General features: G+C 40.2%; 22 protein-coding genes. 6 read left to right on the forward strand and 16 right to left on the reverse strand.

Annotated elements, in window-relative coordinates:
• Positions 1-120: 120 nt before the first annotated feature.
• Positions 121-2,121: a methyl-accepting chemotaxis protein gene (locus C9J41_RS03430; protein WP_107290484.1), complete on the forward strand. Its 2,001-nt coding sequence runs from the start codon at positions 121-123 to the stop codon at positions 2,119-2,121.
• A 51-nt stretch (positions 2,122-2,172) separates the two neighbouring features.
• Here the strand turns inward: C9J41_RS03430 and C9J41_RS03435 are convergent, their stop codons facing one another.
• On the reverse strand, positions 2,173-2,784 hold the full coding sequence (locus tag C9J41_RS03435) for an HAD family hydrolase (protein WP_107206131.1): 612 nt from the start codon (positions 2,782-2,784) through the stop codon (positions 2,173-2,175).
• 275 nt (positions 2,785-3,059) lie between these two features.
• Here C9J41_RS03435 and C9J41_RS03440 point away from each other — a divergent pair, with 275 nt between their 5' ends.
• Positions 3,060-3,455, forward strand: coding sequence for a nitrous oxide-stimulated promoter family protein (locus tag C9J41_RS03440; RefSeq protein ID WP_233217614.1), 396 nt, complete (start codon positions 3,060-3,062; stop codon positions 3,453-3,455).
• Positions 3,456-3,568: 113 nt separating this feature from the next.
• On the opposite strand, the gene C9J41_RS03445 is transcribed toward C9J41_RS03440, so the two are convergent.
• The 3 genes from C9J41_RS03445 to nhaC form a co-directional block, all read right to left on the reverse strand.
• Positions 3,569-4,690, reverse strand: coding sequence for a M20 family metallopeptidase (locus C9J41_RS03445; protein WP_107259690.1), 1,122 nt, complete (start codon positions 4,688-4,690; stop codon positions 3,569-3,571).
• Between the two features lie 128 nt (positions 4,691-4,818).
• Positions 4,819-5,070, reverse strand: a complete 252-nt coding sequence (locus tag C9J41_RS03450) for a hypothetical protein (protein WP_107245871.1) — start codon at positions 5,068-5,070, stop codon at positions 4,819-4,821.
• A 154-nt stretch (positions 5,071-5,224) separates the two neighbouring features.
• Positions 5,225-6,676 carry a Na+/H+ antiporter NhaC gene (gene nhaC, locus C9J41_RS03455; protein WP_107206133.1) on the reverse strand — a complete coding sequence of 484 codons (1,452 nt, stop codon included), beginning with the start codon at positions 6,674-6,676 and terminating at the stop codon, positions 5,225-5,227.
• Between the two features lie 711 nt (positions 6,677-7,387).
• Here nhaC and asd point away from each other — a divergent pair.
• The gene (asd, locus tag C9J41_RS03460; RefSeq protein ID WP_158259666.1) at positions 7,388-8,506 is read left to right on the forward strand and encodes an aspartate-semialdehyde dehydrogenase; all 1,119 of its coding nucleotides are present in this window, start codon (positions 7,388-7,390) and stop codon (positions 8,504-8,506) included.
• Between the two features lie 74 nt (positions 8,507-8,580).
• On the opposite strand, the gene C9J41_RS03465 is transcribed toward asd, so the two are convergent.
• From C9J41_RS03465 to sodB, 3 genes are all read right to left on the reverse strand, one after another.
• Entirely contained in the window at positions 8,581-11,673 is a 3,093-nt protein-coding gene (locus C9J41_RS03465) for an efflux RND transporter permease subunit (RefSeq protein ID WP_107206134.1), read from the reverse strand.
• Positions 11,660-12,817, reverse strand: a complete 1,158-nt coding sequence (locus C9J41_RS03470) for an efflux RND transporter periplasmic adaptor subunit (protein ID WP_107294230.1) — start codon at positions 12,815-12,817, stop codon at positions 11,660-11,662. The genes C9J41_RS03465 and C9J41_RS03470 overlap by 14 nt, the downstream gene beginning before the upstream one ends.
• A 232-nt stretch (positions 12,818-13,049) precedes the next feature.
• Positions 13,050-13,634, reverse strand: a complete 585-nt coding sequence (sodB, locus tag C9J41_RS03475) for a superoxide dismutase [Fe] (RefSeq protein WP_107206136.1) — start codon at positions 13,632-13,634, stop codon at positions 13,050-13,052.
• Between the two features lie 329 nt (positions 13,635-13,963).
• Here sodB and C9J41_RS03485 point away from each other — a divergent pair, with 329 nt between their 5' ends.
• Positions 13,964-14,302 (forward strand): Grx4 family monothiol glutaredoxin, encoded by a 339-nt coding sequence (locus C9J41_RS03485; protein ID WP_107206138.1) that lies wholly within the window; start codon positions 13,964-13,966, stop codon positions 14,300-14,302.
• 109 nt (positions 14,303-14,411) lie between these two features.
• Here C9J41_RS03485 and C9J41_RS03490 read toward each other — a convergent pair whose 3' ends face one another.
• The 4 genes from C9J41_RS03490 to rnt form a co-directional block, all read right to left on the reverse strand.
• Positions 14,412-15,734, reverse strand: a complete 1,323-nt coding sequence (locus C9J41_RS03490; protein WP_107206139.1) for a Na+/H+ antiporter family protein — start codon at positions 15,732-15,734, stop codon at positions 14,412-14,414.
• 279 nt (positions 15,735-16,013) lie between these two features.
• A complete protein-coding gene (locus C9J41_RS03495) occupies positions 16,014-18,431 on the reverse strand; it encodes a VolA/Pla-1 family phospholipase (RefSeq protein ID WP_107294231.1) in 2,418 nt (805 codons plus the stop codon).
• A 37-nt stretch (positions 18,432-18,468) separates the two neighbouring features.
• A complete protein-coding gene (locus C9J41_RS03500; RefSeq protein ID WP_107290488.1) occupies positions 18,469-19,731 on the reverse strand; it encodes an outer membrane protein transport protein in 1,263 nt (420 codons plus the stop codon).
• Positions 19,732-20,005: 274 nt separating this feature from the next.
• Positions 20,006-20,671, reverse strand: coding sequence for a ribonuclease T (gene rnt, locus C9J41_RS03505; protein ID WP_107245882.1), 666 nt, complete (start codon positions 20,669-20,671; stop codon positions 20,006-20,008).
• Between the two features lie 228 nt (positions 20,672-20,899).
• Here rnt and C9J41_RS03510 point away from each other — a divergent pair, with 228 nt between their 5' ends.
• Positions 20,900-21,793 (forward strand): OmpA family protein, encoded by an 894-nt coding sequence (locus C9J41_RS03510; RefSeq protein WP_107206143.1) that lies wholly within the window; start codon positions 20,900-20,902, stop codon positions 21,791-21,793.
• Between the two features lie 68 nt (positions 21,794-21,861).
• Here the strand turns inward: C9J41_RS03510 and C9J41_RS03515 are convergent, their stop codons facing one another.
• Positions 21,862-22,305, reverse strand: coding sequence for a DUF2753 family protein (locus tag C9J41_RS03515; RefSeq protein ID WP_107206144.1), 444 nt, complete (start codon positions 22,303-22,305; stop codon positions 21,862-21,864).
• A gap of 34 nt (positions 22,306-22,339) precedes the next feature.
• Positions 22,340-22,954 carry a superoxide dismutase gene (locus C9J41_RS03520; RefSeq protein ID WP_107245884.1) on the reverse strand — a complete coding sequence of 205 codons (615 nt, stop codon included), beginning with the start codon at positions 22,952-22,954 and terminating at the stop codon, positions 22,340-22,342.
• 180 nt (positions 22,955-23,134) lie between these two features.
• Here C9J41_RS03520 and C9J41_RS03525 point away from each other — a divergent pair, with 180 nt between their 5' ends.
• Positions 23,135-23,584 (forward strand): hypothetical protein, encoded by a 450-nt coding sequence (locus C9J41_RS03525; protein ID WP_107245886.1) that lies wholly within the window; start codon positions 23,135-23,137, stop codon positions 23,582-23,584.
• A gap of 66 nt (positions 23,585-23,650) precedes the next feature.
• Here the strand turns inward: C9J41_RS03525 and nth are convergent, their stop codons facing one another.
• From nth to rsxG, 3 genes are all read right to left on the reverse strand, one after another.
• On the reverse strand, positions 23,651-24,286 hold the full coding sequence (gene nth / locus C9J41_RS03530; protein ID WP_045083333.1) for an endonuclease III: 636 nt from the start codon (positions 24,284-24,286) through the stop codon (positions 23,651-23,653).
• A gap of 152 nt (positions 24,287-24,438) precedes the next feature.
• Positions 24,439-25,137, reverse strand: coding sequence for an electron transport complex subunit E (locus tag C9J41_RS03535; protein WP_107294232.1), 699 nt, complete (start codon positions 25,135-25,137; stop codon positions 24,439-24,441).
• Position 25,138: 1 nt separating this feature from the next.
• Complete coding sequence (gene rsxG / locus C9J41_RS03540) at positions 25,139-25,771, reverse strand: electron transport complex subunit RsxG (RefSeq protein ID WP_107206149.1); 633 nt, start codon at positions 25,769-25,771, stop codon at positions 25,139-25,141.
• Between the last annotated feature and the right edge of the window lie 9 nt (positions 25,772-25,780).

The raw sequence follows: 25,780 nt of genomic DNA on the forward strand, positions 1-25,780 counted from the left end.
AAAAAAGCAATTTGCAGTAGATCTCTAAATTCGGATAAATGTTAATTATTTTTATTGTTTCATTTAACAATTTGTAAAATTTAGCTATATTTTATTAATATTTTTATCAGGAGTTTATGGATGAAACTTACGATATCAAGGAAGTTACAACTGAGCTTTGCCTTATTGGCATTGCTTTTTATTGTTTCTTCGGTATTTACCTATCGCAATATATCGACGGTTGAACAATATGCATCTTCTTTGCTGACTTCTGATATACCGACCGTCGATACGAGCCGAGGTATACAGCAATCGGTACAAGCATCGCTATCTTCTATCCGTGCTTATATGTTATTGGGAGGTGATGATCAGCATAGCCAACAATTGAATAAGGATGTTCACAAGACGATTGCTTCTATTGATGAGTCTTTGCCAACGCTTCAAACGTTGATTTCAGCACAAAAGTTCAACACCATTCAAGAACAATGGCAATCTGTTAAAAAATCATTGAATCAATTGCTTGTTTTAAGCCATAGCCGTGAAAATTTACCCGCCCATAACCTTTTCATTAATGAAGCGGCACCTATTGCTGAGGTCGCATTAGATCAGATCCAAAGTTTGATTAATGAAGAGTCCAGTAACCCGTTTGGCGGTGAGAGAAAAAGACTCTTTAAGGTTTATGCTGACAGTTATGTATCACTAGCAAATGCATTGGCTTCACTTCGCGATTTTTTGTTATACGGACAACAAGAGTACTTAGATAAGTATCGAGATCTCATTGAGTCACATAAAAAATCAGTGGCTGAAATTGATAAAAAGTTAGATCGATTAACGGAAGAGCATGCATCCTTATGGGCGCTTTTTAAAGAGATGCAGCAACTTTACTTTCCTTTAGCGGAGAATGTAATAGCCCTTCGCCTTTCACCAGAATGGAATAAATCAAATCAACTCATGGCAAATGAGCTGTTACCTTCAGCCGTAGCCCTTGAGCAGAGTTTAGAAACGGTAGTGCAAGCACAGCAACAACGTGCAGATCAAAGCGGGCAAGGAATTAATCAATCAATTCAAAATGTACTAACGACTATGTGTATTGCCATTGTATTAATTGTTAGTTCGGCAATTGCTATCTCAAAGTATATGGGAAATACCATTGGTCGCCGTATTTCATTACTGTCTGAGAGAGCAAAGACGATTGCTTTTGGTGATGTATCTCAACCTCCTCTTAAAGTCGTTGGGAATGATGAGTTGGCCGTTTTAACTGAGTCAATAAATAGAATGAATGCTTCACTGTCAGAAATTGTTTCTGGTGTTACTGATAAAGCTCAACAAGTTGATGTAAGCATGGAAGAGTTGCTGACTTCTGCACATGTCACATCATCGAATGTGGTGCACCAACAAGCGAGCATTGAGCAGATGGGAAACCAACTAGAAGAAATCGCTTCTGCCACAGACAATACGTTAGAACAGGTTACGTTATCGGTACAAAAGTTGTCAGATTCCAAAGGAGAAATTGAGTTAGGGCGTGATGCACTTGAGCAAAATAAAATTACAATGGAAACCTTGCACAACAATATTGCTACGGCGAGCACTCAGGTAACGCGATTAAGTAAAGAAAGTGAAGCGATTGGCCGGGTGACGGAAGTGATTGAAGGCTTAGCTGAGCAGACGAATTTACTCGCACTTAATGCCGCTATTGAAGCTGCAAGAGCTGGAGATCAAGGCAGAGGTTTTGCTGTGGTAGCAGACGAAGTTCGAATGTTAGCAACCAGAACAACCCAATCGACGACAGAGATTAACGATATCATTAATGCGATTCGACACTCTACACACGCTGTGGTTGAAGAAATTGATAGTAGCCAATCTCTTGCCGATCAAGGCGCGGAACATATTGAAAAAGCAGTGTCACGTTTACTCTCTACGACAACAAAAATTAGCCAATTAAATGGTCAAATGGAAGAGCTTGCCGCAGCCGCAGAGCAGCAATCACATGCAACAAATTCAATTACCGTACTCATGGCAGATATTACTGATTCTGTAAATCAGGTATCCAATCATAGTCAAAGTGCAGCAGAAACGTCTTCTAAGGTAAAAGAACAAGTTACTGAACTTAATCATCAAATGGCAACATTTGTCACCCACTAAGTCGCTGATGATGATAACTGATTTAACAAGACTATCTTTATGATGGTCTTGTTAGTTCTTCTTTACTGATTGAAATTGAACAAGTAAATCGCTTAGCTCATTTAAAGCTAATGACGCTGCATCACTAAACGCTAACGCCTTACCATGATGGACCAAGCAAGACGGCATCCTAGCGTTATAAGCTGCTTGCAAGTCATAAAAATAATCACCAACGTAAAGTATTTCATTACTCATCAGTCCCCAATCCTTTGCTAATGATTCTAAAGAGGCTGGATTGGGTTTCGGTGGAAAACATTCGCGGGTAATTACACGTTCAACACTGATTTGATTCTGAATGAGTTTTCTGTGGGTTGCAGCCAAGCAGTTTCTGGTAATGATTGCTGTTTTAATCTTATTTGTTTGTAAATATATCAGTAGTTCATGGCAGCCAATCATGGGAAAAGAGCTTTCTGCATCAGAAAGCTCATGTTCAAAAACAATATTATTGGCATGCATCTTTTGATCAGCGTTAAGCGTTTCAATATAACTTAATAAATCGATATCTTGAGGACAGCCTAGTTGTTTGCGTAACTGAGAAAAGTTTATGTTTGAAGTAACCAAGGTGTTATCTAAATCAAAAATAACAGCTTTGATTGTTTTTAAATCGAGAGAAAATGGAATCATAGAATCCTCAACAATATTGATTAGCAACAAAGGTGATAAATGATTAAGAGGTATTACTTTAAGCGATGTACTTTTCCGTCAACAGACATAAAGATTGGAGTATAACTCCAGTTTAAGTATTTATGAAAATGCGTAGAAGGTCATTTTCACATTCAGTTCTTTTTTTGAACAATGTATTAAAGTATGTCTTTTAATCAATTTTTTGTCTCGTATTTCGATATTTGCTTATAAATTTACGATTTCTTGAAAAAATTGATCTTTATCATTGGATCTTTATGGCCCCAGTGGATAATAACGCCACTATGATAGTTCAAAACAATCATTCAGTTCGATCGCAACGTGAACTGAACGCAGTGAAAGCGATGATTCGCCTATATTGTAAAACGTTGCACCGTGGGGCAATTATTTGTCCTGAATGTGAAAGTCTTATCGAGTATGTTGAGGAGCGCGTAACAGGTTGTCGACTAGGTGATGATAAGCCAAGTTGTTCGCATTGTATTGGGCATTGCTACCAATCTGCCAAACGATTACAAATGATCCATGTGTTACGTTGGACATTTCCACGTTACTTATGGCGTCATCCAATTAGGGCTATACAATTTAAATTAGACAATTTACATAGTGCCCAGATATCAGCAGGAAAGGCCGAGATATTCACAAAAACGGGCTAAATCAGGAGTGGTTTAGCAAAGAAAACTTGAACGGGTTGTGTTGTTCTCTACGGGTGGAGTTAGCTACATCCAAAGAGAACAAAAGGCTGCATTGATGCAGCCTTTTGTTGTTTTTACGCTGCTAACTTTTCTAAAATACGTTGTAATAAACGGATACGCGGCTCAATCGAAGTGAGATCTAGCCATTCATCAGCACTGTGGAAACCTGCACCAATAGGACCTAGACCATCTAATGTTGGAACACCTAACACTGCAGTTAGGTTTGCATCAGATCCACCACCGACGGCTTGCCACGTAATATCAATACCCAAGTCTTTACCGATCGCTTCAACTTGTGCCATTAATCGCTCTGTTTGTGGGCTTGGCACCATCGATGGTTTATGCGCTTCACGCTCAGCAATAACTGTGATGTTCGGAGTAAAAGGAGTATCACACAGTGCACGAATTTTCTGATCTGCGGCTGCATACTCATCGTTGTCCCAGAAACGTACATCAACAATCGCTTCAGCAAAATCAGCCACAATATTGGCACCAGCTCCCCCTTTAACTACACCCACATTAAAAGTAGTACCAGAAACGAAATTGGTTAGCTCATTGATCGCAATGATCCAGTGTGCCATCTCACTGATTGCACTACGGCCATTTTCAGGTTCATTTCCTGCATGTGCTGCTTTACCATGGAAGCTTAAGCGATAGCGTGCCATACCTTTACGGGCTTTAACTAAAGAGCCGTCAGCGCGAGCCGCTTCAGCGACGAAAACATGCTTTGCATTAACGGCGACACTTTTAAGCCATGCTTCAGAATGTAATGAGCCAATTTCTTCATCTGGGTTCATGCATACACAGATAGAAAGTTTATCTAAGATCTGCTGATCTAAACCACGTAGTGCGTAAACAATATTTAATAACCCTGATTTCATATCAGAAACCCCGGGGCCATAAGCTTTTGTTTCATCGGTTGTCATTGGGCGAGCAGCTGCTGTACCAACAGGAAATACGGTATCCATGTGGCCGATCAGCATGGCATCAATATGGTCGGCTTCAGGTTTGTTACGAATTTCTAGGCCAGTTCCTGCAATACCACAATCGACACGTTTAATGTGCCATCCCAGATCTTGGTATTTTTTTGCCATGGTCTCAGCAATAGCATTAATACCGTCAACGGTTAGCGTACCGCAGTCAATATTGATTAAAGGACGAAGTTCTTCTAAGTAAGCATCAAGAGAAAAAGACATATAAAGCTCCAAATAAGGGCTGTGTAATGATCAAAAGGTGAAGAATAAAAGCAAATATGCAGCGCTATTATGAAAAGTTCATGCTATGAAAAGGCTTGCCGTGAAAGGGCCCACGGCAAGTTAAATATTCACACTAAGATATTCATCACAAACATAGCAGCGAAGGCATTTAGCACCGAAATTGCAATCATAACTGGGATATAACGACCTTCAGTACCAATAGGCCCCATGATACGTCCCATGTATTGAACTTGTGAACCCATGAGGTAGATAGCAGGCGCCATAATGACAAGATCTAAATCCGTTACGTCACGATGCGCTATTAAGGAAAAGGTATGAGTATGTACCTGTTTATGCACGGTTTTAGTGAATAAAGACAATGACTACACGCAGCGAGGGGAACTCGAGGTTATTATTGATTTTTTTGTAACGGAAGGAAGGGTTGAACGACGAAATGAGTAATAGGTATAGAAACAAATAAGCCCCATTATATTGGCTAATATAATGGGGCTTATTCTTTATGCTTAATAAATATTATGAAGTTAACTGTTTAACAGCAAGTGCTTCTTCTTCATCATCTTGTGCTAATTGGGCTTCTGATGCTGGTGGACAGCGATCCACAAACCACCCCATGAATGAACAGACAATGGTTACGATAATACAAACGAAGCTTAACCACATAAATGGTGCGTATGAGAACGTAGCAACACCTAAAATGCTTGCCATATAAATACCGTTATCACTCCACGGCACCATACCTGAGGTCAACGTACCACCAAACTCAGCGTTACGAGAAAGGTTCTTACGTTGGTAGCCTAGACGGTCGTAATTTTTTGCACAAATTTTAGGTGTAAGGATCAGCGAAACATACATCGCAGAACCAAATACGTTACCTAGAAAAGCAGTAGCAATAGTGGAAACGGATAGGCTACCTGCGGAATTTACGCGTTTTTCAAAAAGACGGGCAATAGTTTGCAGTACACCGACCTTATCTAATAGACCACCAAAACCAAGACCGAAGATGATCACGGCGACTGAGCCAAGCATTGACGACATACCACCACGGTTTAGGATCGCATCAATAAACTCAACACCAGAGCTAATAGAAAATGGTGCCCATGCAGTATTAAAGGCAACTAAAGGATCCATACCTTGGATCATCACTGCCCAAATAATACCCAATAGAGAACCTAGTGTAATAACAGGGAATGATGGTAAGCGTAAAGCCAGTAACACCAAGACAATAGCCACAGGAATAAAAGACAATGGTGAGATAACAAATTGCTTATCCATTGCTTGAATCACTGAATCAACTTGCGTCATATCTACATTGCCTGAGTAGTGGTAACCCACAACAGTAAATAGAATGGCCGTGATCACGTAACTGATCAGTGAGATAGGCAGCATACCTTTGATATGTTCCATGATTTCAACGTTAGACATAGAAGATGCCAAGATCACAGAATCTGATAGTGGTGACATTTTATCGCCGAAGTAACAGCCAGAAAGAACAGCACCAGCAGTCATAGGAGCGGGAATACCTAAACCTTGGCCAATCCCCATCATAGCGATACCTGCCGTACCTGCTGCACCCCAAGAAGTACCGGTTGCTAACGCTGTTAATGAACAAATGATCATTGTTGCTAACAAGAAAATGGATGGGTGGATGGCTTTTAGACCGTAGTAAATAATGGTTGGAACAATACCACCTGCAATCCAAGTACCCACAAGCGCACCAACCGCAAGCAGAATTAATACGGCACCGAGACCATTAGCAATACCTTTTGTGGCGGCTTTTTCTAATGATTTGTAATCATGGCCTAGTTTTATACCTAACCCAATGATAATGAACCAGCCGATGTAGAGTGCTAGTTGAATAGGTAAATTTAACTTAGCGGTAAATGAGAATGCTAGTGCAAGGAAAATACCGAGAGCAACAAGAACTTGCATCAACGAGGGTAGTTTCACGACAGTCTGTTTTTCCATACTTCTAACCTTGTTTATCGTACCTGTAAATGAGCTGCTAGCCCAAAGTCAGTAATGAATATTTCTATACTGGTTAATAAATCACATGCATCACAGCTTGTAACAAACTTCGGCTACTGTAGCAGCTAGCCTTAAAACCGCGATAAATAATGTTTCTATATGTGACCTGAGTCTTTTGCTTTAAAAGATGAGCAAAAGTGCTGCTTTTTTTGTGTTTGTTTTGTTAAATAATGGTTTTTATTTTGTGTTTGTATATTGGTTTTATTATTCTGGTTATTTATTTCAAAACATAAAGATAATGTTTAAATTAGTTTAAAAAACCAAAATACACTCAGTTTATAAATAATATATCCAATAAAGTTAGGTTAGAGAGATTATCAGGATAGTCGGGGGTTTTCAAAGATATGTATTTAATTGAATTATATGGTCTTGAATGTTTAATTTCATATTTAGAGTTAAAAACATACATTAAGTACTAGTTTTTAAGCCTTTTTGCTGTTTTATTCTTCTTTGCTGTTGCATTTTTGAACTTATAAAAATAACTAATACCAGTAATAAGAAATTCAAATATCGATAAATTAACAAAGATTGTTACTCTTTTTTGCGATAGTATTTTGAAGTGGATATTAAAATTATGCTTGTTTTTAAGCCTTTAAATCTCTATAGATGGAAACAGCAGCCGTTAAATTACGACAGGGAGTGTAGTAGCAAATGATGAAAGTAGGTTTAGTTGGTTGGCGTGGTATGGTCGGTTCTGTACTGATGCAACGTATGGTCGAAGAGGGTGATTTTAAACTAATTGACCCTGTATTCTATTCAACCTCTCAGATTGGTATTCCAGCGCCTAATTTAGGTAAAGATGCAGGCATGCTGCAAGATGCCTTTGATTTAGAAAGCTTAAAAAAACTTGATGCCATTATTACCTGTCAAGGTGGTGGCTACACTGAAAAAGTGTACCCAGCGTTACGTCAAGCAGGCTGGAAAGGTTACTGGATTGATGCGGCATCAACATTACGTATGAAGCCAGAATCAATTATTACACTTGATCCTGTTAACTTTGATCAAATTCAGCAAGGTATTCACAATGGTACCAATACGTATGTTGGTGGTAACTGTACAGTTAGCTTAATGCTGATGGCTGTCGGTGGCCTATATAAGGCAGGACTTGTTGAGTGGATGACGTCACAAACATATCAAGCAGCTTCTGGTGCGGGTGCTAAGAACATGCGTGAGTTGATCAGCCAAATGGGTGTGATTAACGATTCAGTGACAAGCGAGCTCGCGAATCCATCAACATCGATTCTTGATATTGACCGTAAAGTGGCAGATACCTTACGTTCAAGCGATTTCCCATCACAAGAGTTTGGTGCGCCATTAGCCGGTTCTTTGATCCCTTGGATCGATGTGAAGCGTGAAAATGGTCAAAGCAAAGAAGAATGGAAAGCGTCTGTTGAAACGAACAAAATTCTTGGTTTAGAGGATTCTCCAATCCCAATTGATGGTACTTGTGTACGTATTGGTGCGATGCGCTGTCACAGCCAAGCACTAACATTAAAGCTGAAGAAAAATGTACCGCTAGATGAAATCGAAGAAATGATTGCATCACATAATGATTGGGTAAAAGTTATCCCGAATGATCGTGATGTAACAGTGCAAGAGTTAAGCCCTGCTAAAGTAACGGGTACACTATCGGTACCGGTTGGTCGTCTTCGTAAACTTGCGATGGGTGATGATTACCTGAACGCCTTTACTGTTGGTGATCAGCTACTATGGGGTGCTGCTGAGCCACTTCGTCGTACACTGCGTATTATCCTTTCTGAAAAAGCATAATATTCGTTAGTTGAAAATAAAAAAACGCCTGCAGTGATGCAGGCGTTTTTACTTATAGCAACGTTGATTTAGTGTTATTTTCGTTGACGGAAACCACGGCCACTTAAGATGGTTTTTAGTACGTCTTTTTCTCTTAATCTACTCATCCCGACATAAGCAACTGGAACAAGAAATAGTGAGAAAAATGTGCCGGCGGTTAATCCTCCCACTAAGACCAAACCAATATTTACGCGACCTAATGAGCCAGGACCTGATGCAAATGCCAGGGGTAGAGCACCTAAAATCATGGTTAATGATGTCATTAAAATTGGACGTAAACGTGAGCGAGCACTATGGATTGCCGCCTCAATGGCAGTTTTACCATGCTTACGTTGCTCATTGGCAAATTCAACCAGCAAGATCCCATGTTTAGTGACCAATCCGACTAAGGTTAATAAGCCTATTTGTGAGTAAATATTGAGGCTTTGACCAAAGACCCAGAGGGTCAAAACAGCGCCTACAATACACAAAGGAACGGTAAGAAGGATGATCAGTGGATCAACGAAACTTTCAAATTGCGCAGCTAAGATCAGATAGATGAAAATGAGCGCCATTAAGAATAACGTTTGTGTACCATCTTGTGAGTCCATTAATTCTTTAACCACACCGTCGTAGGCATAGCTCTGTGAGTCATCAAGTAGCTCAGGTACATTTTCATCAATGTAATTACGGACATCACTCGCAGTATAACCTGGCATTAATGTCGCTGTGATCTCAGCACTATTTTGTCCCATATAAGTTTTAAAACTGGACTCAGATGTTACTGCTTTAATTGAAACGAATTCAGACAAAGGAATATTTTGTCCCGATTCTGACGCTACATAAAGCTTATCGATAATATCAAAATTACCCAGATCTTTACGGTTTACTTGAACGCGAATAGGGTAGGTATAGCCGTCATCAGCCTGTAAGTTTGCCGCTTTCAATGAGCCAAGGAAGGTCGATAGTGCATTGGTTACGTCAGTATAAGCCACGCCTGACAAGATGATTGCGTTACGGTCAATGCGTAAGTCATATCGCAGTTGATCTCGAAGTAATGAGCTTTTAACACGCGTTAAACCTTTATACTCACTTAACTTTTTAACGATACGGTTAGCGGTGTCATTAAGCTTTGTATTATCTCGATTAACGGTTTTAAGCTGCAGTTTCAAATTGGTTGCTGCATTTAGACCATCAGCAGAGCGCACACTAAATGACATACTGTATGCAGACAGAGTACTTGCTGCTTTTTCAGTTAACTCAGCTACGATCTCATCTGCCGGTTTAGTACGTTTGCCCCAAGGTTCGAGTAAAATATGATTGGATGGTGTTGCTTCGATATAAGATAAATTCGCAGCAATATCTTTGTTATCTTCCATAACCGTATTTAGCTCAGAGTTATGCTTAATATGATAACGACGACCGACACCGGTCGGTGCTTCTGAACTACCATCAATAAAGCCAGTATCTTCTATTGGCAACAATACTTGTGGCATCGACCATACCGCAACACCCGAAAGTGCGATAAGTGCCAGTGCAATACCCCCCATCAATGCTTTACGATCAAACCATTTAGATAATTGTTTCGTGTAACCTAGTGATAGTTTGTGAATCTGCTTATCAATTGCAGCAAACCATTTAGGTTGTTGTGCTACCGGTTTAATTAAATACGCACACATCATCGGTGACAGTGTTAATGCAACCATACCTGAGATGATCACTGATGCTGCAAGAGTAAAAGCAAATTGGCGGAACAGATCAGCTGTCATACCTGACATTAAACCAATAGGCAGGTAAACCGCTGCAAGGGTCATTGTCATTGCTATTACTGGGAAGATAATTTCATTACTGCCCTTAATGGCGGCATTAAGCGGTGTTTCACCTTCTTCTATATAGCGATAACAATTTTCAACCACCACGATAGCATCATCAACCACAAGGCCGATCGCAAGAATAATGGCTAAAATAGTCAGCACGTTAATGCTGAAACCAAGAAATGACATTACTGCAAAAACACCAATAATACATACAGGGATAGTGATAATTGGGATTGATGCAATACGCAGTGAACCAAGGAAAAGTACCACAATTACGGATACTAAAACGATAGCTTCAAAGAGGGTATGGAAGCCTTGGTCGATAGATTCTTGAATGAAATCGGCTTGGTTATAGACCATCTTCATTTCTAAGCCATCTGGCAAGTGTTGCTGCATCTTGGTGATTTCAGCTTTTACACGAGCAGCTACATCAACCGGGTTCTCACTTTTCAGTGGTAGCACCTGCAGTGACATTGCAGTTTCACCATTCACTTTAAGTTTGCTTGGTGTCAGGCTATTTTCACCCATTTTGACATCAGCCACATCTTTGATGCGAATGATGTTGCCATCATCGACGCGGATAACGAGATCTTGTACATCTTTAACACTGGTTACTTGAGTCACTGGGTTAATTTGGAAATTACGCGCTTCACCAACGATCTGACCAACTGTGAATGATGAACTGTATGCACTGAGTGTTGTTACAATATCAGCGGGCTTAACATTGAGTGCCATCATACGGTTTGGGTTCAGCCAAACACGGACAGCTTTTGCTGCACCACCATACGGTCCATATACCCCACCAACACCTTGAATATGTCTAAACTGTGGTTTGATTTGCTGGCCAATGAAGTCGTACATCTCTTGCGAACTCATCTTCCCTTTATTGATAAAGGTAATAATGTTACTAGCTGAGCCCTTATCACCGGAATCATCGGTAACCGTCGGTTTATCAACCATACTTGGTGGAAAATCAACGATAGCTTCAATGCTACTACGTAACTTATTCATTAAGTTCGCATATTCAACATCAGTAATACCATCGCTAAATTTTACATTTAATGTACATTTACCTTGGGTACAGTCTGTCGTCATAATATCGACGCTTTCTAACCCTGTTGCGGCATTAATTAAATGTGTTGCGACATTTCGTGACATGAAGTCTGCGCTAGCGCCATCAATACTGGCGGTAACCGTTGCTTTAGGCGTGTTGTGATCAGGGAAATATTGAATTGCAAGTTTTTGGAAAGAAAACAAACCAATAAGAATAATTGCAATACTTAACACTGAAGCAAAAACAGGATGTTTAATACAGACTTCAGGTAGTCTCATTGCTCTGCTCCTTCACTGATTTAGTTTTTTCCTGTCCTGCTTTTGCTGGATCGGTTGTTTTCTTTTTTTGCTCTTGTGCAGGTGCATCAGCTGTTGATGCTTGAGTCTTGATGATATTTACTAAAGTTTCATCATCAATTTTTTGATGACCAGTGACAACAACAATGTCACCTACCTTTAAGCCTTTTTCAACAATTACATAGCCATTATTAAGGTTGTTACCTAAAGTTAGGTAACGCTTAGTAGCAACATTATTTTTATCAACGACCCATACGTAACGATCTTCATTATGAGCAAGAATCGCGTTTTGTGGCGCGACAATTCGATTAGTTCGACCATTAACCATTTGGCTCACTTGAGCAAACATACCGGGTGCTAGAATATGATCTGGGTTTTCGATACGAGCATGAATAGCCACACGCCCCGTGTTTTTATTAACGGCTGGTGCGACGTAATCAACAATACCGTTAAATATCATATCCTTGTATGCTTCAACAGTCACAGTGATGGGCTGGCCTTTTACTGCTTTACCAAGATCGTTTTGGCTAATGGTGTAGGAGACTTCAACAGGGTTGAGGTTATAAATACTTACCAGAGGTGTTGTTGCATCAATCATACTTCCTGCTGATTTAGTGAAGTTGGTCAGTTCACCATCAAAAGGAGCGGTAATGGCATAATCTTTCAAAATGGCTTGTTGCTGGCGGTAATCGGCCGCTGCAAGGTTCGCGGCATCTTGAAGCTCTTCAAAATCTTGCTTAGATAATGCGCCAGGTTGTTTTCTATTTAACTCAGCAACACGTTTTACTTTGTTTCTTGCTGTAGTTAAAGAACTTGCCGCTTTATCTAAATCAGCTTTTGCTTTACTACTATCTAGTTTTGCGATTAGTTGACCTTTTTTAACCACATCACCATCTTTAAAGTTTATGGCAACAAGTTTACCGGGAGTACTGAATGTGAGTTCAGCAAAATCAATCGCATTGATTTTACCTACTTCATTTAATGTAGCGACAAACTCTTTGGTAGAGATTGGCTCGACAGTAACAGGAACTGCTTGTTGTTTCTCGTCATCTTTTGCGTGAGCAAAGTTCGATATTGTTAAAGCCATAAGGGTAAATAGGAGTGGGGATAACTTTTTGTAGTGCACGTCGTATAACTCTCTTATTTCAGGATAAGGGTGTCAATCTTAGTTAATTTATATTAAATAGCCATATGAATTGTCAGTTAATGGTTAGCTTATTATTGCATCTTGGTGCATATCTGTTTGGATGTCGGTTATATTTCTAATTTAGCTGATAGGAATTCAGATACAAAAAAACCGTAAATAGATGCTTCTATTTACGGCTTTAATTTTGGGTTTGCGCTTATTTTATGAGCAATTATGCTGCTAGGTTTTTAGCAACGAAATCCCAGTTTACTAGTGACCAGAAACCATCCATGTAGCTTGGACGTAGGTTGCGGTAGTCGATGTAGTAAGCGTGTTCCCATAGATCAACAGTTAGTAGCGGTGTTACGCCTTCTTCTGTGATTGGGCAACCAGCGTTAGAAGTGTTAACGATAGCTAGAGAGCCGTCAGCGTTCTTCACTAACCAAGTCCAAGAAGAACCGAAGTTGTTGATTGCTGAATCTGTGAATTTAGCTTTGAACTCAGCGAAAGAACCGAATGCTTTTTCGATTGCTGCTGCTACTTCACCTGTCGGTTCGCCGCCAGCGTTAGGCGCTAAACAGTTCCAGTAGAACGTGTGGTTCCAAACTTGAGCCGCATTGTTAAATACACCGCCAGTTGAAGTTTTAATGATGTCTTCAAGTGACTTTTCAGCAAGCTCTGTACCTTCAACAAGGCCGTTAAGCTTAACAACGTAAGTGTTGTGGTGCTTACCGTAGTGGTACTCTAGAGTTTCTTGAGAAATGTGTGGCTCAAGAGCGTTCATTGCGAAAGGTAGAGCTGGTAATTCAAATGCCATTGCTCAATTCTCCATATTGGTTTGGTGGCGTTTGCCACGACATTATTGCTTCCAGTAAGCATCGAGGCTTACTTAATTTATTTTTTGAATCTGACCGTTTTATTTTAGCAAGTTTTTTCTTTATTAAAAGACTTGGCTATAAAAAAATACCCTATACCTCGTTAGAGGAATCGTCAATAACCTTTTAATTATAAAGGTTAAATGATGCTCTGATTAAAGATTGAATTAAAAGCAGTCGGTTAGGTGCGGGAAAGTATTTTTATTGGTGACGATAACCAAGTAGAATGGTAGGGTTTAAGTAATTACTATTAAAGTTGTACGAGGAAGCTATGGAAACTATCGACAAGATCAAGCAGCAGATCGCTGAAAACCCAATTCTACTTTACATGAAAGGTTCACCTAAGCTACCAAGCTGTGGTTTCTCATCTCAAGCGTCTCAAGCGCTAATGGGCTGTGGCGAAAAGTTTGCATACGTTGATATTCTGCAAAATCCAGATATCCGTGCTGAACTTCCAATTTACGCACAGTGGCCAACATTCCCACAATTATGGATTGAAGGTGAGTTGATCGGTGGTTGTGACATCATTCTTGAGATGTTCCAAAAAGGTGAGCTTCAGCCACTAATTAAAGAAGCAGCAGCACGTCGCGACGCAGCTTCAGCAGAGTAATTCTTCTGTAACGCCAATTGTTTTAAGGTGATATGATTTTGAAGTCTATCACTTTTAGGCAATAAAAAAACCGCCAAATTCGGCGGTTTTTTTGTCGCTAAGGAAAGGCTTATAGCACCATAGATGCTAACCAACCAAATCCAATTAATGGCAAGTTATAGTGGATGAATGTTGGTACAACCGAATCCCAAATATGATCGTGCTGACCATCCGCATTCAAACCTGATGTTGGACCTAAGGTTGAATCTGATGCTGGAGAGCCCGCATCACCTAATGCCGCTGCAGTACCTACTATCGCAATGGTTGCCATTGGTGAGAAACCAAAAGATAGACAAAGCGGTACGTAAATTGTGGCTAGAATTGGAATGGTGGAGAACGAAGAACCGATCCCCATGGTGACTAATAAGCCCACAACCAGCATTAGCAGTGAAGCAAGAGGTTTGTTATTACCAATCACAGCTTCAAGAGAATTCACTAAGGTTTCAACCCCGCCAGTTGCTTTCATGACGGCTGCAAACCCTGCTGCTGCAATCATAATAAAGCCGATCATCGCCATCATATGAACACCTTTGGTAAACACATCATGGGTTTCTTTCCACTTAATGACGCCCGTGAAAGTAAACACCATAAAGCCAACAAGGCCACCGATGATCATCGAGCCACTGTATAATTGTGCGCCTAGTGCAGCAAAAATAGCGGCAACTGCGACATAGACATGACGCATGTCGATTTCTTTTTTCTCGGGCTCACTGGCAAGAATTTTCTCAACAGAATATTCGCGAGGTTTACGGTAGCTGACAAAGGTTGCAAGAAGTAAACCAAATAGCATGCCACATGCAGGTAGGATCATTGCGACAGGTACTTGACTTGCTACGACATCTAAACCGTTATCGTGTAGGTTTTTTAATAAGATGTTATTTAAGAAAATACCACCGAAGCCAATAGGTAGCACCATGTATGGCGTAACTAGACCAAATGTCAGTACACAAGCAATTAGACGACGATCTAACTTCAGTTTAGCAAAGACATGTAGTAGTGGCGGAATAACAATTGGGATGAAAGCAATATGTACCGGAATAACGTTCTGAGAAGAAATGGCAAGTAAGACTAGAATGATAAGAACGCTGTATTTGACGCCCGTTGCAGCCGCGGCGTTATCATGCCCACTGATTTTCTTGATCACTTTTTGTGCTAAGATATCAGTAATACCAGAGCGTGAGATTGCAACGGCAAACGTACCGAGCATGGCATAACTTAGCGCTGTGGTTGCACCGCCACCAAGACCACCTTCAAAGGCTGATACCGCATCAGTGAGAGACATTCCACCAATAAGGCCGCCAACAATGGCACTAAAGGTTAGCGCGACCACCACATTCACTCGCATTAATGCGAGTATCAGCATGATACATACCGCTATAACTACAGGGTTCATAAAGCTTCGATCCATCCGTTTTATTGGGTAATTGTGAACTACACGAATTTGACTGTTTCAAAGTGAGTACATAATCACAGAAATAGAGGGGTGAAATAACACCGTTTTTATCAGTTTGCTTAATTTTTTGCACATGTCGAGGACAAAATGTGTTTTGCCGCACATTTTATTGAGGTTGTATGATTTTAAATCACTTAAAAGGAGGTTACAGAATGGATTATCAGGCAATAAAAAGGCTAGCAGAATGCTAGCCTTTGGTTATAGAGTTACTGCAATTAGCTAGTCAAGCTGGTAAATAAAGCTTGGCTCAGCAATAGGTAATGACCCATTAGATAAAAACGATATTGAATTAGCCTGCATGTCTGCAATTGATGCTGCAAAAGATTCTAAATTTCCTTGTGGGGGGGTTAGTAGTGCTCCATGAAAACTATTGGCTTGTTTATAAAGCACAGCCCGCTTACCAGTAGTTTCTGTTGATTCTCCAGATAGAATATTAAAACCACCATATTGAATCATAGGTATGGTACCTGCGACTTGGGATGCTAATACTTTATCACTGCCAAATGGCCCATTAGGAATAACAGTATCTCCTTGTGCCATGGATAAATAAACTGGAGTAGTTGAAATATCGTTGATTAAGTTAGCGGGATCTGTTGTATCAAGGACGCTTTGAGCAGCATACGCAAAAGTATTGAAAAATATCTTATCGCATGTGTTCTCATCTAAATTTTCACAGCTACTTTCTTTAAAGGCTGTATAGCCCTCGCTAGATTTTAGACTTGATTGAATCGTACCGCCAAACTCATCTGAGTTGAATAAAAAGTAAGCTATTCCACCACCTGGAACATCAACATGACTTCGAGTTACACCAAATAACATCGCTTCTTTTTCAGGATTATCAGGTAATACTGGTTTTTCCATTGTTGCGGTATAAGCAATACCAACGATACCGCCAAGTGAAACACCAAGATACCCAACACCAGACTTTGAGTCATTAACTAAAGATAATTTTCCTAACTCACCATAAAGACCATCAATATCAGGTTGAGAAAGCTTTGCTTTAGTACCGAATAGCAGGCCAAGCGCGGCACGTAAACTCATTAAATCAGAAACTGATTGACGAATATTATCTCTTGCTACAGGAAGACGTTGAAGGTTCATATAAGCAAGACTTTGAACACTGTCATCGCCAAACGCAGGATTCCATCTATCACCATGAAGTGGCAGGTCTATGCTAATTATGGCTTGGCAATTTGAAGCTAATGTAACTGCTGAGTAATAATCAACACTATCATTGTTGCTGGTAAAGCCATGACCAAAAATGCTCACTGGAATATTTGATGGATCACTACAGTTAGCAGTTGTTGCTGGCATGTATAAGTTGTAGGGAACATCTGCCACTGACCTTAGTTGTGGGGCTGGACTGAACTTAGTAATTAGACGCTCAGCGTCAAGTTGCTGAGTTTTATCTTGATCCAAATAGAGCTTTGTATTGAGTAGTTTTTGAATTATGGATAATTGCGCAGCGTTATCTTGTGGGTTTTCTGCTAAATATGCTAACTCCTCAGCAGTAATATTAAGTTCAGCAAGTTGGGCTAACAAAATAGCACTGGTTGTGTCTTGTCGACTAACCACATTTAATATTTTAGCGAGACTAGGCGTTGCACTTTTCCATGTTTGTGTGAGGAACTCATCAGGGGTGGTATTAGCACCAAGAAAATAAGGCAGTTTTACAGTACCTGTATATTTTTTTACACCTGAATTAAATAGTGTATCAAATGATGTATCGAGGGTAGGCATCGTAAAGCTAAATAGTGAAGTTGTATTGATATCACTTCCCCAAAGTGAAGATGCATTTCCTGGACCAGTAGCACTTGTAGTTGAAGCAACAGCTTCTGCTGATAAAGCGATAGCGGCTTTAGCTGCATATAACCCGTCGCCAACTGATTCTGTTGTAAACCATGTAGAGAAAATTATCTTATCTTTATTTACTCCTGTTGTGGATGTAATTGTATTTTCTGTAGCGTGAGTGATTGTTTGTGCTGGTATTAGCGCTGGAGAGGGAGGTGTCCCACTAGCTTTCAATACCGCATAACTTCCAGATGTTCCAACAGCCATTCCTTTTTCATCTTTAAGAGAGTTTGTTACAGCAAACATATAATTAGATGATGATTTTAGAGGCTTTAAGAGTGAAATAACTAAGGATGAACCCTGAGTTGAAACCACATAGTCAATACCATATTCTAAGGTCGAAGGTGCAGTTGAGTCTGTTGTTGATGTTGGATCAAAAGATTCAATCATCACAAAACTATCTGGAGATGGCTCTGTTGTAAGGTTATTACCAGTGAAGTTAATAGTAATCGGTTCTAATGTCCCCCAACCGTCAATTTTACCTAATGCTACGGATGGGTTACTAATGTCCGTGAGGTATTCACTATTTTGTTCATTATCACTTGTCAGGTTACTACCATCTGTCGCAATAGTGCCATCATAGCTATCCATCGCTAAATAGGTCGGCGTGACAATAACTGGCGAGCTTGGATTTGAGATAATATCAAAGTTGACTTTTGTTTCTGCATTTAGGCTGTCAGCAGTATCGGGATCAATCGTAGGGGCGCCCGTTGTTTTGCTGTCGCCACCACATCCTGTTAGTCCCAAGCTAGCAGCTATAATGATCGATAAAAAATGCTTGTTCATAGTATTCCTTACTTTCAATTCTTAGTTCAGTCTTGGGTTAAAAAGTGTAATTAGCTTGCGCGGCACCGATGAAAGCATCGCTGGTTGCGGTGAAGCTATCACCTGCTTCAGTAAATGTGCCGTCTTTGCCGTAGACATAACTAACGCCTAGATCAAAACTCAATTGGTCGCTGTATTTATAGCTTGCTCCTGCTGAGTACCAGAAGCGGTCAGTATCTGGAATACTCAATGTTGCTTTACCGCCTTGCTCATCGTAAGCAAAGCCGGCACGTAACGTGATTTGTGGATTAAGATTGTATGTACTACCAATAGCCCAGCGGAATGCATCGTCATATTTTTCTTCTTTCAATAAGCAGACACCGGGTAGTTGTCCCCCAAAGTTACATTCACTGCTGGTTGCTTTTAGCTCAGTGAATTTACTCCATTGGGTCCAAAATATACTGTAGTGCAAAGCGAATTGGTTATTGAGTTGGTGAAAGCCTGAAAACTCAGCGGTAGCAGGGAGGGGGGCTGCAAGTTTTGCGTCGATGGTTGAACCACGGCGATTGGCACCGAGAACTTGTCCTGAGTAATCAGTAAAGTCACCGTCAAAATCAAGGTCAACTTGTGAACGGTAAGCTAAGCCAAAACGGTTATTCTCATCAATTTCAAATAGCGTGCCTATATTCCAGCCAAATGCCCATGTCTCTCCTTCCATATTAATGGTTTTGTCGCTGGGTTTTATTGCAGGATAAAACGGTAGTGCATTCTTACCGTAATGGCGGTAAAGCTCAGCATGTGCATAAACAGCACTAACACCAACACCGATACTCCATTGGTCATTGAGTTTATAGGCAACACTTGGGTTTAAGTTTATGGTGAGCAGTGAGGTTTTACCTGCGGATGTGCCGTCATAAAAATCATCAGGGTAATCGGTTGTAACCCCGTAATTAGAGAATAAAGACATCCCCCAAGACAAACGATCATTCAGTGGTTGAACAAAGTAAGTTGAAGGTACAAATGCCAGAGGTGCGACATCTTCGGCTGTTTGTTCACCTGCTGGGGCATCATGTGCAGTGACATCAATATTAGGTAAAACAAGACTTCCTTGTGCAGAAATAGCCATTTTATCGAACTTTGTCATGCTTGCAGGGTTACGTGCAAGAACACCAGGGTTATCAGCAATAGCAGCTTCACCTGCAAATGCACGCCCTAAACCCGTTGCAGATTGTTCTGAAACTTGGAAACCAGCCGAGTAAGCCTGCGTTGAAAATAATGCAGTGGTTACGGCAATGGTGAGATAACGTTTTTTTACGGACATTATACTGCCTCTCTATATGTTGTTATTTAGCTTCTTATTCGTCCCTGAAAGGAAAAACAAAGATTAAGTACAAGAGTGAGTATAAGACCGGATTTCATTTATGTTAACTAAATGTTACGTGAAAATTAATGCTAATTTCATGCATTTAACATATTTTTAAATTGAGCGTTTAAAACGTTTAATTTAAAAATCTATAAATAAAAAAAGCATAAAAAAAAAGCTCATAAAAATATGAGCTTAGAGGAGAATGTTGCGGTTTAGATGGGCGATAGATTTAGTTGCTATCCATGTCTTCTGTTTGAGGTGCCATTAAAGGCCAGCCACCTAACTTTTTCCATTTGTTAACTATTTCACAAAATAGCTCAGCGGTACGTTCTGTATCATACAGCGCAGAATGTGCTTCACGATTGTCAAATGGGATATTTGCTGTTTGACATGCTTTCGCTAATACCGTTTGACCAAATGCAAGCCCACTTAATGCGGCGGTATCAAACGTTGCAAACGGGTGGAAAGGATTACGCTTTAATTTTGCACGCTCAGATGCCGCCATAACAAAGCTGTGATCAAACGTTGCATTGTGCGCAACCATAATGGCGCGAGAACAATCAGAGGCTTTTTGTTCTTTACGGATCTGCTTATAGATTTCTTTTAAAGCGTGCTCTTCAGATACTGCACCACGTAATGGACTAAAAGGATCACGGATCCCATTAAAATCCAACGCTTCTTTATGTAAAATCGCGCCTTCAAAAGGAGATACATGGAAGTGGATGGTTGTTGCTGGCTTTAGCCACCCATCTTCATCCATTTGTAATGTAACGGCGCAGATTTCAAGTAATGCATCTGTTTTAGCGTTAAATCCCGCGGTTTCTACATCAATGACGACGGGAAAGTAGCCGCGAAAGCGACTTTTTAATGTATTGAATTCGTTATCTTGGCTCATAACACTGCTGTCAAAATAAAGGAATGGGCTATTATGTCAGATCCATCCCTTGATACCAATTTGATCTGATGTATAAACAAAAATGGTCTGTCTCTTTTTTCTTAATGTGAAACGGGTTCTGAATTGTTAAAGCAATGGATGTTATGGTCGATATAAAGAAAGGTTTAATTAGTATCAATTAAAAGTCAGCCTTTATATTTCGAGACGTTAGATTAAGACATTTGGATAATGACATTTCTTATTTTTAAAATATGGCCTAGGTCATTGTATATATTGATTTTATTGTTTTCATTGCCAAGTTTGGCGGGGAAGCAATATATCGCATCGCCTAATCAGTCACAGTGGAATGTTATTGTTGATACGCCGCTAGAGTGTCGCTTGTCACATCATATACCGGGTTACGGTGACGGTGAGTTCGTAGCACGTTCCAGCAAAAAACAATCTGTTGCCTTTGAATTAAAAATGTATCGTCCGATGGGAGAAACACGAAACGTCCGTCTAACTTCTATGCCTGCTCGTTGGATGCCTGGTGATTCAGCCAATACCATGACACGACTTAAATTTTTTAAGCAGTTTGATGGCTATATTCAAGGGAAAACGGTGTGGAATATGCTTGCTGAATTAGAAGATGGGCGAAATCCTACATTTATGTATCAAGATTGGCAGCGACAAAATCGCCCATTAGAGGTTGGATTATCTGCCGTTTCGTTTCAAAAAGGTTATCAATCATTTAGCCAATGTCTGAGTAAGCTATTACCTTATGGATTTGAAGATATCGCATTTTCTGTCCTCCACTATAGTGAAAATAGCGACACATTAAATAAAATATCACAACAACGTCTGGCTCAAATTGCCGACTTTGTTCGCTATTCTGACGATATTGATTTGGTTTTAGTTGCCGCGTTTAATGATTCGATTGCCGGTACTACGGAAAGCCAAGAGATGTCAGAGCGACGAGCTGACAAACTGCGTCAGTATTTTCAATCGTTAGGGTTACCTGCCGAGCGTGTTCAAGTAGAAGCGTACGGAAAGCGGCGTCCTATTGCTGATAACTCAACCCCTATCGGACGAAACTTAAATCGTCGAGTTGTGATTTCATTAGGACAAAGTCCGATTTATTAATCAGTAATGGAAAACTGGATGGGATGGGGCTCGTTATTATCGAATGATGTAACGAGCCTTATTTTTTATTAATGCAGTTTAAAGGAAGCGATGAGCTCACAACTTGAATAGTTGTTAATGGCTTTAACTTGATTCGCAATAGCAGGGTTAGGATGTCGTTTTAAAAAGCTAATCAATGCAGATTGGCAACACCCCAAAGAATTTATATAGCTGTGGCATTGCGTTTGTTTACACTGTGGGATCAATGCAATAACTTGTTCAGAGGCAAGTTGTAAATACTTTAACTCGTAGTCTGGATCGCCATGTTGTCGCCAAAAATTAGCCATGTTATGGCAAGAAACGACTTTCATCGTTAAGAGATCCGTTAGTTGCTCGGTGTCAGTTGAATCTGCCGTGATTTCCTGAGCAATAGATAGCGCGAGTTGATAATGAACAATAGACATCAAAGGGTTATTGTTAGTCTTAGCATCATCAGCCATTAAGGTGTGTCTTTCCCACTCTGAAATATCCATGTCATTATCCTTTGTAAGTGGTAGTGTTTTGCGGTTAGAAAGCCTGTAACGCGCTAAGGTAGTTCATCTCAACTTGTTCCCAATCGACTAAGTGCCACCATGCGTCAATGTAATCAGGACGGACGTTTTGGTAACTCAAGTAGTAAGCATGTTCCCATACATCAAGCGCAAGAATTGGAGTCCCTTGTACTGTTACTGTATCCATTAACGGGTTGTCTTGGTTCGGCGTTGCTGAGATCTCGAGTCGTCCATCCACGACAGAGAGCCAAATAAATCCGGCACCAAAATGATTGGCAGCTAATGTTGAAAATGTCTCTTTAAACTTAGCAAAACTTTCAAAATGGGCATTAATTGCTTCTGCAAGCAAACCTGATGGATGGCGAACGCCTTCGGGTGACATACATTGCCAATAGAGGTTGTGATTATAGAAACCACCGCCATTATTACGCACTGCTGCAGGGTATTGAGATATATTGCTTAAAATGGTCTCAATGGGCTGGTCAGTAAGATCTGTATTTTCAATTGCAGCGATAAACTTATCAAAATAACCTCTATGGTGTTTGCTATAGTGGATCTCAACAGTTTTTGCATCAAGATAAGGTTCTAGTGCATTAAAGCCATAGGGTAGTTTTGGGAATAGATGTTTCATAATTTATACCTAGTAAAAAACGTCAACTAGATACTAATGATAACTATTATCATTATCAACCGCTGTTTTGTATGGATATTAATGAATTTTTAGCTGTGAAATTATGAATTTGATGATTAGTTAACAAAGAATTTATGGTTTTTGGTTATGATTTACATTGTTTAGATAAGGATTTTCGTTATGAATAAAGTTGTTTTAATAGCTGTTGTTGTATTAGTTGCAGTAGGTGTGGGGATTTTCAGTGTGGGTAAATTGACTGAAAAAGCAGCGAATGAGACGACAAAAAAAGTATTAAAAGAAGTAGTGAGTGCTGATTTAGCACCTGTCGCAAAAGCGATTGGTAAGCTAGAAGCCTGTGAATCTGGTGCAACTGCAGAGTTAGAAGCCTTAGGCCATACCGCAACACCATTAGGTCGGAGTTTGGCTTATATTGCTTTAGCACAAAATAGTTATTTGATGGATGATAAAGATAAAGCGCGCGTGGAACTGCAACAAGCGATTGATGCGAGTACTGATAAACCCTCAGCCGAAGAGCGTAATGAGATGTTTACCAAGTTGGGTGAAGGCGCAAAACAAATGGCAGAAAAGCGTAAAGCATTCGGTTTTAAAGTAAACTGTGAACCACTTTAATTGCTGATGATAGCAGTGAAAAGGAGCGATTAAGCTCCTTTTTTATTGAATTAAATTTGTTATTAATCAGATGTCTACCTTATCTTTATACTCACAGAGGTCCTCGATTAGGCAGCTGCCACAGCGCGGTTTTCTTGCAATGCAGGTATAGCGTCCGTGTAAAATTAACCAATGGTGAACATCAACTTTAAATTCTTTTGGCACAACCTTTAAGAGTTTCTCTTCAACTTGGTCGACGTTTTTCCCCATGGCAAATTTAGTTCGATTACAAACTCGGAAGATGTGAGTATCTACTGCAATTGTCGGCCATCCAAATGCCGTATTTAAAACAACATTTGCGGTCTTTCGACCAACTCCAGGTAGTGCTTCTAATGCTTCTCGGTTTTCTGGGATCTCGCCATTATGTTTATCTAAGAGAATACGGCAGGTTTTAATGACATTTTCTGCTTTAGAATTAAATAACCCAATGGTTTTTATATATTCTTTAACGCCGTCAACGCCTAAGTCGTAAATAGCTTGAGGGGTATTAGCAACAGGATAAAGCTTGTCGGTTGCTTTATTTACGCTGACATCGGTAGCTTGAGCTGAGAGTAATACCGCAATCAATAACTCGAAAGGCGTGCTCCAATGAAGCTCTGTTTCCGGGTGTGGGTTTTCAGCGCGTAAACGTTCAAGAATTTGGACGCGTTTTTGATTATTCATTTTCTATTCCAAATAAGGCTTATTGCAATATAAGTAGGGAGTGACAGAGTGAGCATCTGTCATTGCAATTAAGCATTTTACTATTCCATTATTTTGTCGCGATATGTAATAAAAAGAAACCCAATAAGTATGATACTTATTGGGTTTGATCTTTAGTCTATGCTAGTGACGCGAGCACGTTCAACCGTTGGCTTTGATGCTTCTTTAGGCTGTTTTTGTTGACGGCGTTTATCAATTACATTTTTGGCCGCAATCATCAAACCGACACCAAGAAAGGCACCCGGTGGTAACATTGCAAGCAAGAACCCTGAATCAAAATGGAATACTTGGATTCGTAAAACTGATGCCCAGCTACCTAGTAGGCGATCAGCACCATCAAATAAGGTTCCTTTGCTCAATAGTTCTCGCATTGCGCCCAGAATGAATAGCGCAGATGTCATGCCTAACCCCATCCATAAACCATCGAGTACTGCTGGTAATGGTGCATTTTTAGAGGCAAAGGCTTCAGCGCGACCAATGATAATACAGTTGGTTACAATCAAGGCGATGAAGATCCCTAATGATTTGTATAAACCAAAAGTAAAGGCATTCATCAATAACTGTACGCAGGTTACGAGTGAGGCAATGATCATTACAAACACTGGAATACGGATCTCAGAGGGTACCCAGTGACGAATTAAAGACACAATTAAGTTTGAGCCTATCAGTACTAAAGTCGTCGCAAGCCCCAAACCTAAAGCATTTGTCACCGTTGATGAAACGGCAAGTAAAGGGCATAGGCCGAGAAGCTGAACAATGGTCGGGTTATTTAGCCATAAGCCATTTGCCATTAACTCTTTATTAGTTGTCATATCACTCACCTGCACAATCAAGTGGTTGGTTGATGATTTTATCCTGGTTTTGATCCCAGTATAACGAAATATTTTTTACTGCTTTGACGACGGCTCGCGGTGTTATGGTCGCACCTGTGAATTGATCAAATTCACCACCATCTTTACGTACTTTAAATGATGGGTCGTTATCACCATTTACCCGCTTACCATTAAAGCTGTAAATCCAGTTACTAACAGTGGTTTCAATTTTATCACCCAATCCTGGAGTTTCGTTTTGTTGTAATACACGAACGCCAGTGATCACGCCATTCATGTCTAAACCAACAATAATTTTAATTGCGCCGCTATAACCGTCAGGGGCAATCCCTTCAATTGCCACACCAACAGGCTTATTATCTTTTTTAGCGATATAAGCAGGCATCTGAGCCAATGTACCTAAACGCTTATGATCTCTTACTAAAGTACAACTTTTGTAGAGTAAGTTATCGTGGCTTGCTACGGGAATCACTTGGTTTAGAGTATCCAGTAACTGTACCCGCTGCTGCTCTGCTATACGATCTTCTGTTAGGTAGTTCGTCAGGGCTACTAGCGCTGTCGCTAAACACGCAAAAGTGGCAAGAATAGCACCGTTTTTTTTCATTGCATTAAACATGGCTGCTCT

The sequence above is a fragment of the Photobacterium sp. GB-50 genome (assembly GCF_003026755.1).
In the GTDB taxonomy this organism is placed as follows: domain Bacteria; phylum Pseudomonadota; class Gammaproteobacteria; order Enterobacterales; family Vibrionaceae; genus Photobacterium.

What these genes read in the sequence shown, in the direction of transcription:
- C9J41_RS03430 (WP_107290484.1), top strand. Translation starts at nt 121, where the DNA reads ATGAAACTTACGATATCAAGGAAGTTACAACTGAGCTTTGCCTTATTG.
- C9J41_RS03435 (WP_107206131.1), bottom strand. Translation starts at nt 2,784, where the DNA reads ATGATTCCATTTTCTCTCGATTTAAAAACAATCAAAGCTGTTATTTTT.
- C9J41_RS03440 (WP_233217614.1), top strand. Translation starts at nt 3,060, where the DNA reads ATGGCCCCAGTGGATAATAACGCCACTATGATAGTTCAAAACAATCAT.
- C9J41_RS03445 (WP_107259690.1), bottom strand. Translation starts at nt 4,690, where the DNA reads ATGTCTTTTTCTCTTGATGCTTACTTAGAAGAACTTCGTCCTTTAATC.
- nhaC (WP_107206133.1), bottom strand. Translation starts at nt 6,676, where the DNA reads ATGGAAAAACAGACTGTCGTGAAACTACCCTCGTTGATGCAAGTTCTT.
- asd (WP_158259666.1), top strand. Translation starts at nt 7,388, where the DNA reads ATGATGAAAGTAGGTTTAGTTGGTTGGCGTGGTATGGTCGGTTCTGTA.
- C9J41_RS03465 (WP_107206134.1), bottom strand. Translation starts at nt 11,673, where the DNA reads ATGAGACTACCTGAAGTCTGTATTAAACATCCTGTTTTTGCTTCAGTG.
- sodB (WP_107206136.1), bottom strand. Translation starts at nt 13,634, where the DNA reads ATGGCATTTGAATTACCAGCTCTACCTTTCGCAATGAACGCTCTTGAG.
- C9J41_RS03485 (WP_107206138.1), top strand. Translation starts at nt 13,964, where the DNA reads ATGGAAACTATCGACAAGATCAAGCAGCAGATCGCTGAAAACCCAATT.
- C9J41_RS03490 (WP_107206139.1), bottom strand. Translation starts at nt 15,734, where the DNA reads ATGAACCCTGTAGTTATAGCGGTATGTATCATGCTGATACTCGCATTA.
- C9J41_RS03495 (WP_107294231.1), bottom strand. Translation starts at nt 18,431, where the DNA reads ATGAACAAGCATTTTTTATCGATCATTATAGCTGCTAGCTTGGGACTA.
- C9J41_RS03500 (WP_107290488.1), bottom strand. Translation starts at nt 19,731, where the DNA reads ATGTCCGTAAAAAAACGTTATCTCACCATTGCCGTAACCACTGCATTA.
- rnt (WP_107245882.1), bottom strand. Translation starts at nt 20,671, where the DNA reads ATGAGCCAAGATAACGAATTCAATACATTAAAAAGTCGCTTTCGCGGC.
- C9J41_RS03510 (WP_107206143.1), top strand. Translation starts at nt 20,900, where the DNA reads ATGACATTTCTTATTTTTAAAATATGGCCTAGGTCATTGTATATATTG.
- C9J41_RS03515 (WP_107206144.1), bottom strand. Translation starts at nt 22,305, where the DNA reads ATGGATATTTCAGAGTGGGAAAGACACACCTTAATGGCTGATGATGCT.
- C9J41_RS03520 (WP_107245884.1), bottom strand. Translation starts at nt 22,954, where the DNA reads ATGAAACATCTATTCCCAAAACTACCCTATGGCTTTAATGCACTAGAA.
- C9J41_RS03525 (WP_107245886.1), top strand. Translation starts at nt 23,135, where the DNA reads ATGAATAAAGTTGTTTTAATAGCTGTTGTTGTATTAGTTGCAGTAGGT.
- nth (WP_045083333.1), bottom strand. Translation starts at nt 24,286, where the DNA reads ATGAATAATCAAAAACGCGTCCAAATTCTTGAACGTTTACGCGCTGAA.
- C9J41_RS03535 (WP_107294232.1), bottom strand. Translation starts at nt 25,137, where the DNA reads ATGACAACTAATAAAGAGTTAATGGCAAATGGCTTATGGCTAAATAAC.
- rsxG (WP_107206149.1), bottom strand. Translation starts at nt 25,771, where the DNA reads ATGTTTAATGCAATGAAAAAAAACGGTGCTATTCTTGCCACTTTTGCG.